Source organism: Ruegeria sp. AP11 (assembly GCF_056535865.1).
Map to the genome: position 1 here is coordinate 3,132,405 of NZ_JBQFJB010000001.1, position 12,023 is coordinate 3,144,427.

General features: G+C 60.1%; 11 protein-coding genes. 7 read left to right on the forward strand and 4 right to left on the reverse strand.

Annotated elements, in window-relative coordinates; translation table 11 throughout:
- Positions 1-61: 61 nt before the first annotated feature.
- The 5 genes from ACR3E4_RS15615 to ACR3E4_RS15635 all read left to right on the forward strand — a co-directional run bounded on the left by ACR3E4_RS15615 (position 62) and on the right by ACR3E4_RS15635 (position 5,968).
- Positions 62-1,030, forward strand: a complete 969-nt coding sequence (locus ACR3E4_RS15615; protein ID WP_480532689.1) for an XdhC family protein — start codon at positions 62-64, stop codon at positions 1,028-1,030.
- Positions 1,027-2,028, forward strand: coding sequence for a molybdopterin-binding protein (locus tag ACR3E4_RS15620; protein WP_480532687.1), 1,002 nt, complete (start codon positions 1,027-1,029; stop codon positions 2,026-2,028). The genes ACR3E4_RS15615 and ACR3E4_RS15620 overlap by 4 nt, the downstream gene beginning before the upstream one ends.
- Before the next feature lie 153 nt (positions 2,029-2,181).
- Positions 2,182-2,667 carry a (2Fe-2S)-binding protein gene (locus tag ACR3E4_RS15625; RefSeq protein ID WP_480532685.1) on the forward strand — a complete coding sequence of 162 codons (486 nt, stop codon included), beginning with the start codon at positions 2,182-2,184 and terminating at the stop codon, positions 2,665-2,667.
- Positions 2,668-2,720: 53 nt separating this feature from the next.
- Complete coding sequence (locus ACR3E4_RS15630; protein WP_480532683.1) at positions 2,721-5,081, forward strand: xanthine dehydrogenase family protein molybdopterin-binding subunit; 2,361 nt, start codon at positions 2,721-2,723, stop codon at positions 5,079-5,081.
- Positions 5,082-5,176: 95 nt separating this feature from the next.
- Positions 5,177-5,968 carry an FAD binding domain-containing protein gene (locus ACR3E4_RS15635; protein WP_480532681.1) on the forward strand — a complete coding sequence of 264 codons (792 nt, stop codon included), beginning with the start codon at positions 5,177-5,179 and terminating at the stop codon, positions 5,966-5,968.
- A gap of 46 nt (positions 5,969-6,014) precedes the next feature.
- On the opposite strand, the gene ACR3E4_RS15640 is transcribed toward ACR3E4_RS15635, so the two are convergent.
- Positions 6,015-6,914: a MurR/RpiR family transcriptional regulator gene (locus ACR3E4_RS15640; RefSeq protein ID WP_480532679.1), complete on the reverse strand. Its 900-nt coding sequence runs from the start codon at positions 6,912-6,914 to the stop codon at positions 6,015-6,017.
- Positions 6,915-7,003: 89 nt separating this feature from the next.
- On the opposite strand from ACR3E4_RS15640, the gene ACR3E4_RS15645 reads away from it, so the two are divergent.
- Both ACR3E4_RS15645 and ACR3E4_RS15650 read left to right on the forward strand, forming a co-directional pair.
- Entirely contained in the window at positions 7,004-7,780 is a 777-nt protein-coding gene (locus ACR3E4_RS15645) for a beta-keto acid cleavage family enzyme (protein ID WP_480532677.1), read from the forward strand.
- 2 nt (positions 7,781-7,782) lie between these two features.
- Positions 7,783-9,102 carry an aspartate aminotransferase family protein gene (locus ACR3E4_RS15650; RefSeq protein ID WP_480532675.1) on the forward strand — a complete coding sequence of 440 codons (1,320 nt, stop codon included), beginning with the start codon at positions 7,783-7,785 and terminating at the stop codon, positions 9,100-9,102.
- Here the strand turns inward: ACR3E4_RS15650 and ACR3E4_RS15655 are convergent.
- The 3 genes from ACR3E4_RS15655 to ACR3E4_RS15665 all read right to left on the reverse strand — a co-directional run bounded on the left by ACR3E4_RS15655 (position 9,092) and on the right by ACR3E4_RS15665 (position 11,979).
- Positions 9,092-10,198, reverse strand: coding sequence for an aromatic ring-hydroxylating oxygenase subunit alpha (locus ACR3E4_RS15655; RefSeq protein ID WP_480532673.1), 1,107 nt, complete (start codon positions 10,196-10,198; stop codon positions 9,092-9,094). The two genes, ACR3E4_RS15650 and ACR3E4_RS15655, sit on opposite strands and share 11 nt — an antisense overlap.
- Positions 10,199-10,438: 240 nt before the next feature.
- A complete protein-coding gene (gene infC, locus ACR3E4_RS15660; protein ID WP_480567110.1) occupies positions 10,439-11,029 on the reverse strand; it encodes a translation initiation factor IF-3 in 591 nt (196 codons plus the stop codon).
- A 116-nt stretch (positions 11,030-11,145) separates the two neighbouring features.
- On the reverse strand, positions 11,146-11,979 hold the full coding sequence (locus tag ACR3E4_RS15665) for a ferredoxin--NADP reductase (RefSeq protein ID WP_480532671.1): 834 nt from the start codon (positions 11,977-11,979) through the stop codon (positions 11,146-11,148).
- Positions 11,980-12,023 lie beyond the last annotated feature (44 nt).

Below are 12,023 nucleotides of genomic sequence, written 5' to 3' on the forward strand. Positions count from 1 at the left end.
TGACTGCTTTCCAAAGTTGTAAAGCTAACTATGTTGAAGCCGAGCAACGTCGGAGGTCTCGATGGAACGATTCGACAACAGCCCCGAAACTGCATTGCGGTGGTATCGCGCGGGCAAAAAGGCAGCCCTTGCCACCGTGGTCGAGACCTGGGGCAGTGCGCCGCGTCGCGTCGGTGCGCAATTGGTCATCGCGGGCGATGGTCGGATCGAGGGCTCGGTTTCGGGTGGTTGCGTCGAAGGCGCGGTGATCGTGGAAGCGCTGGAGGCAATCGACGAGGGCGAGGCGCGGTTGCTGGAATTTGGCGTCAGCGACGAAGACGCCTTTGCGGTCGGTCTGGCCTGTGGCGGCACCATTCGGGTTCTGGTCGAACCGGTCGGGCAGGTCCTGCCGGAACCCATGCTCGCCGAACTGGTCGCGGCCCGCGCGCGGCGCGAGCCCTTGGCCTATGAGGTGAATGTTGAAACCGGCCATCGTGCCTTGCGCCGCAATGCCTATGCGGAACGGTTGCGGATGGACCGTTCGGGGTTTGAAGAGGACGGGCAAACCTTTGTCGCCGTGCATAACCCGCCGCTGCGGCTGATCGTGGTGGGGGCGGTGCATATCGCGCAGGCATTGGTGCCCATGGCCCGGATCGCGGGCTACGATCCGGCGATCATTGACCCCAGAGATGCCTTTGCGTCGGAGGCCCGGTTCCCAGGCGAGACCATTCTAACGGATTGGCCGGACGAGGCCGTGGCCAAACTGGGTCTGGATTCGCGCACCGCCCTTGTGTTGCTGACCCATGACCCCAAGCTTGACGATCCCGCCTTGCAGGCGGCGCTGGATGCCGGTGTGTTTTATATTGGCGCGCTCGGGTCGACGCGCACGCATGCCAAACGTGTGGAGCGGATGAAGCAGGCCGGATTTTCTGACGCGCAGATCGGGCGGATACACGGTCCGGTCGGGCTCGATATCGGGGCGGCCGGTCCTGCGGAAATCGCGGTTGCCATTCTGGCCCAGATGACCGCCGTTTTGCGGGGCAAGGCGTGAAGTTCGGGCCGGTTCCTCTGTCAGAGGCCAGCGGTGCCATTCTCGCCCATTCGGTCAAAACCGGGGATCAAAAGCTGCGCAAGGGTATCGCGCTGACCCCCGAGCACATCACGCAGTTGACGCAAGCCGGTCTGGACGAGGTCATCGTCGCCCGGCTTGAGCCCGGCGATTGCCACGAGGATGAGGCAGCAACGATGCTGGCCGAGGCGCTGGCCCCCGATCCTGCGGGTGTCAAACTGCGCGTCACTAAGGCCTTTACCGGCAGGGTGAACCTTTTGGCCGATGGGCCGGGTGTCGTTGAACTGGATGTTGAGGCCGTGCAGCGGTTCAATCAGGTTCACCCCATGATCACCGTGGCAACAGTGCCGCAATATCAGCAGATGGGCGCGGGCGGCCTGGTCGCGACCATCAAGGTGATCTCTTACGCCGTGCCGCGGTCCGACGTGCAGCGTGCGGCCGATCTGGCCCGGGGGGCTGTGCAGTTGACTCCACCGAAATTCCGGACGGCGGGCCTGATCGTGACGGATATCGCCGGAGGACCGTCGAACGAAAAAGGGATCGCTGCGATTCGCGGTCGGGTCGAGGCGTTGGGGATGGACCTGAAGGATGTTCAGGTCGTCAGGCACAGGATGGATGATCTTTCGCAAGGGCTTGCGTCTCTGCAAGGCGACGTTGTGATGATCCTGACCGGCTCGGCGACATCCGACGAAAACGATGTCGCACCCGCTGCGGTGCGCCTTGCTGGCGGAAAGGTGGGCAGGTTCGGTATGCCTGTCGATCCTGGCAATCTGCTGTTCCTTGGGGAACTCGGCGCGCGCCCGGTGATCGGATTGCCCGGCTGCGCGCGCTCACCCGCCCTGAACGGGGCCGATTGGGTATTGTCGCGTGTGGCATGTGGAATCGAAACAACCGGATCGGACATCGCCGCAATGGGGGTTGGCGGGTTGTTGAAAGAAATCCCAAGCAGGCCCCAGCCGCGTGCCGCAAAAGTGAAATGACGCAACGGCATCTTTGCCCTTCGCGCGGCGCGCATCATGATTATTGGACTATGTGGCGGGCCATTGAAAAATCGAGCAAATATTTTTGTTCTCAAACAAAATTTCCCGTGTTTAACTCGGGCGCAAAGGAATAATCCAAATAGGGAGGATCTCATGACACAGGTCTCAATGACCGTGAACGGGAAAGCCGTTAGCGGTGACGTGGAAGGGCGGACATTGCTGTCCGGCTTTCTGCGGGATCATTTGTCTTTGACCGGAACGCATGTTGGATGTGACACGGCCCAGTGTGGCGCCTGTGTCGTGCATGTGAATGGCGAGGCGGTGAAATCGTGCAATATGCTCGCGCTTGAAGCGGACGGGGCCGATGTCGACACGATCGAAGGGCAGGCGAACGAAGATGGTTCGCTGAACGTGATCCAGCAGGCATTCCAGGATCATCACGGGCTGCAATGCGGCTTCTGCACGCCGGGTATGGTGATGAGCGCGGCGGCGCTGCTGAAAGACAATCCGCGCCCGACCGAGTCCGAGGTTCGCAAGTATCTGGAAGGCAACCTGTGCCGTTGCACCGGCTATCATAACATCGTGAAGGCGATCATGGCCGCTTCGGGTCAGGACGTTTCCAGCATCGCGGCCGAATAAAACGGCCAACAGGAATTTTCCAGGAAAGTTTTTCCCAGGGAGGAGAACAAGCAATGCCCAAAGACAGCGGCATCGGAGCCAGTTCCAAGCGGCGCGAGGATATGCGCTTTCTGACCGGAGCAGGCAATTATACCGACGACATCAACGTGGCCGGACAGGCCTATGTTTATTTTCTGCGCTCGGATATCGCGCATGGACGGCTGAAGAGTGTTGATACCTCGGCAGCCGAAGGCATGCCGGGTGTGGTCAAGGTTTTCACCGGCAAGGATTTCGAAGGCGTGGGCGGAATGCCCTGCGGCTGGGAGGTGACCGACAAGCACGGCGCGCCCATGCAAGAGCCTCCGCATCCGATTCTGGCGCAGGGCAAGGTCCGTCATGTGGGCGATCCCATCGCCGCCGTTGTGGCAGACAGCCTGGAACAGGCACGCGATGCGGCTGAGGCCATCGATGTGGATATCGAGGAACTGCCCGTCGTGATCGACATGAAGGCCGCCGCGCAAGAGGGCGCGACGCTGGTCCATGACGATCTGAAGAACAACATCTGCTATGACTGGCAACTGGGCGAGACCGACGATGCCAAGGTCGACGAGGTCTTTGCAAGCGCGGCCCATGTGACCACGCTGGAACTGGTCAACAACCGCTTGGTCGCCAACCCGATGGAGCCGCGCGTGGCGGTAGGGGAATACAAGCGTGGCACCGATGAGTACACGCTTTACACCACCTCGCAGAACCCGCATGTGATCCGCCTGCTGATGTGCGCCTTTGTGCTGGGCCTGCCCGAGCATAAAGTGCGCGTGGTGGCCCCGGATGTGGGCGGCGGATTCGGCACCAAGATTTTCCACTATGCGGAAGAGGCGTTCTGTACCTTCGCTGCCAAGGCCTGCAATCGCCCCGTGAAGTGGACGTCCAGCCGGACCGAGGCGTTCATGTCAGACGCCCATGGCCGCGACCATGTCAGCAAGATCGAACTGGCGCTGGATGCGGATAACAACTTCATCGGGCTGCGCACAAACACCTATGCCAATCTGGGGGCGTATCTGTCGACCTTCTCCAGCTCGGTTCCCACCTGGCTGCACGGCACGCTGATGGCGGGCAACTACAAGACGCCGGTCATTCAGGTGAACGTGAAGGCGATGTTCACCAACACGGTGCCGGTGGATGCCTATCGCGGCGCGGGCCGGCCCGAAGCGACGTTCCAACTGGAACGCGTCGTGGACAAGGCTGCGCGCGAGTTGGGTGTGGATCCGATTGCGCTGCGCCGTCAGAACTTTGTCACCCAGTTCCCCTATGACACGCCAGTGGCGCTGACCTATGACACCGGGGATTACAACGGGACCATGGACAAGCTTGAATCTGCCGCCGATATCGCGGGCTTTGCCGCGCGGCGTGCGGAAAGCGAGGCAAATGGCAAGCTGCGCGGTCTGGGTGTCAACTGCTATATCGAGGCTTGCGGCATCGCGCCTTCGAATATTGTTGGCATGTTGGGGGCGCGCGCCGGTCTCTATGATGCCGCGACTGTGCGGGTGAACGCCACCGGTTCGATCAGTGTCATGGTCGGCGCACACAGCCACGGGCAGGGGCACGAGACCGCCTTCCCGCAGGTTGTGGCGGACATGATCGGCATCGACGAGTCGATGGTCGAGATCGTGCATGGCGACACCTCGAAAATCCCGTTTGGCATGGGCACCTATGGCTCGCGGTCTTTGGCGGTCTGTGGCTCGGCCATGGTCAAGGCGACCGAGAAGGTAATCGACAAGGCCAAGAAGATTGCGGCGCACCTGTTGGAGGCGTCCGAGGCCGATATCGAGCTGAAGGACGGTCAGTTCAGCGTCGCGGGCACTGACAAGTCGGTGGCCTGGGGTGATGTCACCCTGACAGCTTATGTGCCGCACAATTTCCCGTTGGAGGTAGAGCCCGGGTTGGAGGAGACGGCGTTCTACGACCCGGCCAACTTTACCTTCCCGGCGGGGGCCTATGCCTGCGAGGTCGAAGTAGACCCCGAAACCGGTCAGGTCACCATCGAAGCCTTCACCGCCGCGGACGACTTTGGCAACATCGTCAATCCGATGATTGTGGATGGTCAGGTTCATGGGGGTATCGGTCAGGGCATCGGTCAGGCGCTGCTGGAGAACTGCGCCTATGACGAGAACGGTCAGTTGCTGAGCGCGTCCTATATGGACTACGCGATGCCGCGCGCCGATGACGTGCCGTTCTATGGCGTCGATCATTCCAGCCAGACACCCTGTACGCATAACCCGTTGGGTGTGAAGGGCTGTGGTGAGGCTGGTGCGATTGGCTCGCCGCCTGCGGTGGTCAACGCGGTTCTGGATGCGTTGAATTCGGGTGGCAAGGCGGTGGATCACATCGACATGCCGGTAAGCCCGTCGCGCGTTTGGGCGGCGATGAACAGCTGAGAGGTTGGGGTGCGAGGGGCCAGCCCCTCGCGCTCCCCGGGATATTTATAGCCAGATGAAGGGCGGATCCGCGCCTTTCGGAAAGGAAATACGAAATGTACAGTTTCGATTTTGAGAAGCCCTCGACCATCGCCGATGCGGTCGCCGCACTGGGGTCCGAGGATGCACAGGCGCTGGGGGGCGGTCAGACGCTGATTCCGACGCTGAAGCAGCGGTTGGCGGCACCATCCAAGCTGGTGTCGGTGAGCGGGATTGCCGAGATGCAAGGGGTTTGCATCGAAGATGACGGCTCGGTTGCAATCGGTGCAGCGACAACGCATGCGACGGTGGCGCGCGAGGCGGCGGGGGCATACCCCGCGCTGGCGGCGCTTGCCGGGCAGATTGGTGATCCGGCGGTGCGCAACCGAGGGACGCTCGGTGGCTCTGTCGCCAATAACGACCCGGCGGCCTGTTATCCGGCGGGCGTCCTGAGCTCGGGCGCAACAATCGTGACCAACACGCGGCAGATTGCGGCGGATGACTTCTTTGAGGGCATGTTCGGCACCGCGCTTGAGGAAGGTGAGATCATCACCTCAATCCGGTTCCCGGTGCCGCAGGCGGCGAGCTATCAGAAGTTCCTGCAACCGGCCTCCCGCTTTGCGCTGGTAGGGGTCTATGTGGCACGCTTTGCTGATGGCGTGCGTGTTGCGGTAACCGGAGCGAGTGAGGATGGAGTGTTCCGCTGGTCCGAGGCCGAAGCGGCGCTGAGCAAGGAGTTCCGGCCGGATGCCCTGATGGGACTGCATATCGACCCGATGAACATGATCGGCGACCTGCATGGCAGTAAGGAATATCGCGCGCATCTGGTCGGTGTGATGACAAAACGGGCGGTCGAAGCCTGTATCTGAGCCGACCCTGTTTGACCTTGGAAAGCCCCGGTCAGTCCGGGGCTTTTTATTTAGTGCGTATTCTGGGTGGTTTGGCGGGTTGCCAATAGGCACCGGTATCTTCCCGCGCTTTTTGGTAACGCTCAACCCGATCGCGCGCGGCGCGTCCGCCGGCGGCAAAGAGATGACTTAATAGAACTTCAAGAACAGCCATGGCGCCGGTGAAGCTGGAGAGGTGGTGCTGTGTTCGGGCACTGATCGGCAGCATGATATCGGGGGTTACGCCGGGGGCGATGACCTCGCTGTCGGACAGCAGGATGATTCTGGCGCCGCGATCACGGGCAAATCGAATGGATTGAATCGTGTCCGAGGAATAAGGGTGCACCGTCAGGGCGAACAGGCAATCATTGTGATCTGCATCCAGAAGGTCGTCGATTGCGGTCCCCATATGACGGGGGATCAACTGAAAGCCCGGATGCGCCATCCGTCCGGCATAATGAAAGTAATAAGCCAGCGCATAGCTGGCCCGTGTTGCGGTGATGAAACAGCGATTGGCTGTGAGCATGTGGTCAATCGCACGCTCGACTTGAACCGGGTCCATCAGACGAAGGGATCGCGACACCACGTTCAACTCATTTTGCACGTATCCTGCCTGCGCCGCGCTGAAGGTATCTCCGGCCCGCATACGGTCCAGCCAATCCTGCCCCAGGCGGTCTTCGCGATCTGTCACCAACGTCTGCCGGAAGGGGACTCGGAACGCGTTGTAGCTGTCAAAACCCAATCGCTGCGCCAATCGGACCAGAACGTTGGAACTGACCCCGATTTTTCCTGCAGTGACACGGATCGGGTCCAGCCCGAAATCTCCGGGGTGATCGATGATGTATTTCGCGGCAGCCTGCATCTGGGGGGGCAGGGTGTCGATTTCCCGGAGCAGGCGCTTGGTCAGGTGGGCGGGGCTGGTTTGCATAGGGTCAGAAAAACATATGTTCTGAAAAATTGGAATTGAAAACGATCAGGCTGACGATAGGTGAGTTGTGCTATTGATGGAATGCTGAAATGAGTGACACAACTTCCTTGTTTAATGCCAGCGACGTCCGGCCGTATGTGCTGGTCGCACCCAATGGAGCGCGGCGCAGGCATGAGGACCATCCGGCGGTGCCGGTCGGGATCGGTGAGATCGTCGAAACGGCGCACGCCTGCCATGCCGCAGGCGCAGATGGAATCCACCTGCATGTTCGAGACGAGGCGGGAAAACACGCGCTGGATGCGGGGCTTTACCGAGAGGCTATTGCGGAACTACGTCAGGCCGTGCCGGGGATGGACGTGCAGATCACCACTGAATCTGCGGGGATATTCGATGTGCAGGCGCAGTATGATTGCCTGCGTTTGGTGCGCCCGGAATGGGCTTCGATCTCCGTGCGCGAGATTGCCCGGTCACCCGATCTGGCCCCCAAGATCTATGCCCTTTGTGCAGAGCACGGGACGCGAGTTCAGCATATCCTATATGATGCGGCGGATGCCGAGCTTTTGACGCGCTGGCAGACAGCCGGTGTCGTGCGCGATAACCAGGTCGACCGCCTGCTGGTTCTGGGACGCTATACCACGGATCAGGAATCAACACCCGACCTTCTGGACACCTTCCCCGAAAGCCCGGCCCCCTGGATGGTCTGCGCCTTTGGTGCGCAGGAGCATCTGTGCCTGCAGCGCGCAGCTCGGCGCGGTGGGGATGTTCGGGTGGGGTTTGAAAACAGCCTGATCAGTGCCGAAGGCACCCGTTGGGCGGACAACGCTGCCTCGGTTTCAGCACTGATTGACCTTCTCAAGAGGACTTGAAAATGAGCCATGTTTTTCCACGCCATACAAAGTCTGCGCTGCCAGTCGCTGCGGGTGGTGACGGCTGTTACCTGATTGATTCAGAGGGGCGGCGCTTTTTGGATTGTGGCGATGCTGCGGTGTCGTGCCTTGGGCATTCGAATGAAGCTGTAATCAAGGCAGTGCAGGATCAGGTGGGTCAGATTGCATTTGCCCATACCGGTTTCATGACTTCTGAACCGGCCGAGGCCTTGGCGGATTTGCTAATCAAAAACGCGCCGGGGGATCTGGATCGGGTTTATTTCGTCTCTGGCGGATCCGAGGCGACCGAGGCTGCCATCAAGCTGGCGCGGCAGTATTTTCTGGAAATCGGACAACCCGAGCGCCGTCACGTGATCGCGCGGCGGCAGAGCTATCATGGCAATACGCTGGGTGCGCTGTCGGCTGGCGGCAATGCGTGGCGGCGGGCGCAATTCGCGCCGATGCTGATCGAGATGACGCATATCGCGCCCTGTTATGAATATGCCGAAAAGCCTGATGGTGAGAGCAGCTTTGAGTATGGCCAGCGCGTTGCCAATGAGTTGGAGGCCGAGATACTGCGCCTTGGGCCTGACACCGTGATGGCCTTTATGGCCGAGCCGGTGGTGGGCGCGACGCTGGGTGCGGTTCCGGCGGTCGAAGGGTATTTCAAACGGATCAGAGAGATCTGCAATCAGTACGGTGTGCTGCTGATCCTTGATGAAGTGATGTGCGGAATGGGTCGTACCGGCCATCTGTTTGCTTGCGATCACGATGGCGTGGCACCGGATATTCTGTGTATCGCCAAGGGGTTGGGGGCCGGATATCAACCTATTGGGGCGATGATGTGTACCGGGAAGATCTATGATGCGATCCGCGATGGCTCGGGTTTCTTCCAGCACGGGCATACCTATATCGGCCACCCGGTTGCGACGGCTGCTGCTTTGGCTGTGGTGCGCGAACTGACCGGGCGTGAACTGCCCGCGCGGGCAGGGGTCATGGGGGACAAGGTGCAATCGGCACTGGTGGCTGCCTTTGGTCAGCACCCACATGTGGGCGATATCAGGGGCCGGGGACTGTTCCGGGGGATCGAGCTTGTGGCTGACCGTGAAACCAAAACGCCATTTGAGCCTAGGTTGGGTATCGCCGCAAAGATCAAAAAGGCTGCCGTCGCCGAAGGGCTGATCTGTTACCCGATGTCCGGCACCCGCGATGGCCGGAATGGCGATCACGTCCTGCTGGCCCCGCCATTTATCATCGAAGATGCGCAGATTGACGAGATGGTGACCAAACTGTCCCGCGCCATCACGGCGGTTATTCCGTAACAGTCATCGCCCGGTGATACAGGGCGTTGAGGGCCATGATCGGATGCTCGGACTGGGATGAGCATGTTTCGTCAACCACAAGGGCGCCATGCGAAATGGCGCCGCTTTGCAACCCGCGTTGAACCGAATCCACGATGGGCGCGTCCTCGGCGAAGGTTGTGGTGCGGTGTTGCAGGATGATTTCGCGTTCGACAGAGTTGGGGGTCGGATGGGGCAGCCACCAGTCAACCTCGATCTTGGTGGTGCCGACCGATAGCGGCTTCCACCGATAGGTGTTCACGATCCCGCCGGGATAGACCTGCAGCGCGAACAAAGGGAAGAACCACCAGGTCAGGAAGCGATCAGTCCGGGCATGGGGGTCGGCCACATAGCCATAGGATTTCTGTCCATCGGGGCGTGCCGGGCTGCAGTGACGGATGCCATAATCGAAGCCTTGAGTGCGGTATTGATGCGGGTCGACAACGCCGGTGGTCAATGTTTTGTGGACCACCGCGCAGTGGTAGCACTCGTTAAAATTCTCGGCCACCACCTTCCAGTTGGCATGGGCCAGCCGTTCGGTGCGGTCGGCCCGGCGGTAGCTGGCCAGATTGGGCGCATAGACCGCAATTTCAGGCGTGGCCAGACGCGCAAGCTCGGCCAGCGGCGGCGCGTTCTGATCCAGATTGATCAGGATCAGCCCGAAGAACAGTTCGATCCGAATGGCGCGCAGTTTGTAGTGGGATGTGTCAAACCCCGGGAACGCACGGGCGTTGGGGGCTGCGCGCAACTGGCCCTGAGTGTCATATGTCCAAGCATGATAAGGGCAGGTCATTTTCTTCGTGCAGCCCTTACCCCGCAGCAATTCGTGCCCCCGGTGGACGCAGACATTGTAGAAGGCCCGAATGCCGCCGTCCTGACCCCGGATGACGATGACCGAGACGTCGTTGACATCCTCGACCACATAATCCCCGAAATTGGGGATATCCGTTGCGTGACCTATCAGATGCCAGGACCGCTGAAAGATGCGGCTTTGCTCCTGGGCGAACACGGTTTCATCGCAATATGCCGAGGCCGGAAGCGAGTGGTACACCCCTCCTGCAAATGCCATCTCACCCATGTCCACCTCGTGGTTTTTCTTCTTTCAGGCTCGGGTTTCACGAAGGTTGAGTCTTGCCTTTTCGCGGCAAGCCACTGTCGAAACCAGAGCGCCCGAAATCGACAGGGCGTCGCTTTCAGACGCCTTTCAGATAAGAAGTAGCAGGGGCCAAGGCCAATCGCGTCGGTTGACGTTCCGGTGAACGAAAAAGCCCTGCCAGAGCGTCTCTGACAGGGCGGTGATCTCTCGATGAGCAGAGGCCTATTTCTGCGGCAGCGGGCCGATCATCATGATCATCTGACGGCCTTCCATCTTCGGCATGTTTTCGACCTTGCCGATATCCTTGATGTCTTCGGCCACGCGTTCCAGCAGCTCACGCCCCAGATTCTGGTGTGCCATCTCGCGGCCGCGGAAGCGCAGAGTGACTTTGACCTTGTCGCCCTTTTCCAGAAACTTGAAGACGTTCTTCATCTTGACGTCATAGTCATGGGTGTCGGTGTTGGGCCGAAATTTGACCTCTTTCACCTCGATGACTTTTTGCTTCTTGCGGGCTTCGCTTTCGCGTTTTTGCTGTTCGTACTTGAACTTGCCAAAATCCATGATCTTGCAGACCGGCGGGTTCGCGTTGGGCGAAATCTCAACCAGATCGAGGCCGGCTTCGGCGGCAAGTTGCATGGCTTTGGCGGGATGAACCACCCCGACATTATCTCCATCAGCGCCAATCAGGCGGATTTCGGGGGCACGGATTCTGTCATTGACGCGCGGGCCGGTATCTCTCTGCGGTGGCGCGTTGTGAGGTCTGCGGGCTATGGGTTCATTCCTTTGATGATTGCAGAATTTCGAGCCCGGAATTTAGACCGGGCTGAGAAGCGTTTCAAGCGGCATAAATCGCAGGCCGCATGAATTTTCCATGAATTCCGGGTGTTTTTGCCGGTCAGGAGGCATTGTGACCCGACCGGCAATGCCGTTTAGCCCACAAAGGCCTTTTCGATCACGAACTCTTTGGGTTCGGAATTTGCACCTTCGCGCAGGCCGAACTCTTCCAGAATGGCCTTGATGTCGTGGTTGAAGGCCAGGCTGCCGCAGACCATGGCGCGGTCAGTGTCGGCGTTGATACCGCCTTCGATGCCCAGATCGGCAAAGACGGTGCCGTCTTTCAGCAGCTCGGTGATGCGACCCATCTTGGGGCTCTGTTCCCGAGTGGTGGTCGGGTAATAGCGGATCTTGTCGCCAAAGCCTTCGCCGATCAGTTCGGCCAGCAACTCGTCCTGCTTGATGCTGTCGATCAGCTCTCGGCCATAATCCAGCTCGGCCACGTCGCGGCAGGTATGCGTGATGATGACCTCGTCGTAATCCTCATAGGTCTGCGGTTCGCGCAGCAGCGAGGCGAAGGGGGCAAAGCCGGTGCCGGTGGCGAAGAACCAGATACGTTTACCGGGCAGCAGCGCGTCATGCACCAGCGTGCCAACCGGCTTGGGACGCAGGATGATCTGATCGCCCTGTTTGATGTGCTGCAGCTTAGAGGTCAGCGGACCGTCCTGCACCTTGATCGAGTAGAATTCCAGCTCTTCGTCCCAGGACGGCGAGGCAATGGAATATGCGCGCAGCAGCGGCTTGCCGTTGTCGCCCAGCAGGCCGATCATAACAAACTCGCCCGAACGAAAGCGCAGCGAGGCGGGGCGCGACACCTTGAACGAGAACAGGCGATCGGTCCAGTGCTTTACCTCGGTGACGGTCTGGGCGTCGGGCAGAACGGGGGCCTTGACGGCGGTTGCTTCACTCACGGATTTCATCTCTGTCATCGTTTCACTGCCGGTCTGCTAAACCGACATCTCCGTTTAATCTT

Excerpts from the sequence above, each read along its gene's own strand:
- ACR3E4_RS15650 (WP_480532675.1), top strand. The coding sequence starts at position 7,783 with ATGAGCCATGTTTTTCCACGCCATACAAAGTCTGCGCTGCCAGTCGCT.
- ACR3E4_RS15645 (WP_480532677.1), top strand. The coding sequence starts at position 7,004 with ATGAGTGACACAACTTCCTTGTTTAATGCCAGCGACGTCCGGCCGTAT.
- ACR3E4_RS15665 (WP_480532671.1), bottom strand. The coding sequence starts at position 11,979 with ATGACAGAGATGAAATCCGTGAGTGAAGCAACCGCCGTCAAGGCCCCC.
- ACR3E4_RS15640 (WP_480532679.1), bottom strand. The coding sequence starts at position 6,914 with ATGCAAACCAGCCCCGCCCACCTGACCAAGCGCCTGCTCCGGGAAATC.
- ACR3E4_RS15625 (WP_480532685.1), top strand. The coding sequence starts at position 2,182 with ATGACACAGGTCTCAATGACCGTGAACGGGAAAGCCGTTAGCGGTGAC.
- ACR3E4_RS15615 (WP_480532689.1), top strand. The coding sequence starts at position 62 with ATGGAACGATTCGACAACAGCCCCGAAACTGCATTGCGGTGGTATCGC.
- ACR3E4_RS15630 (WP_480532683.1), top strand. The coding sequence starts at position 2,721 with ATGCCCAAAGACAGCGGCATCGGAGCCAGTTCCAAGCGGCGCGAGGAT.
- ACR3E4_RS15655 (WP_480532673.1), bottom strand. The coding sequence starts at position 10,198 with ATGGGTGAGATGGCATTTGCAGGAGGGGTGTACCACTCGCTTCCGGCC.
- ACR3E4_RS15635 (WP_480532681.1), top strand. The coding sequence starts at position 5,177 with ATGTACAGTTTCGATTTTGAGAAGCCCTCGACCATCGCCGATGCGGTC.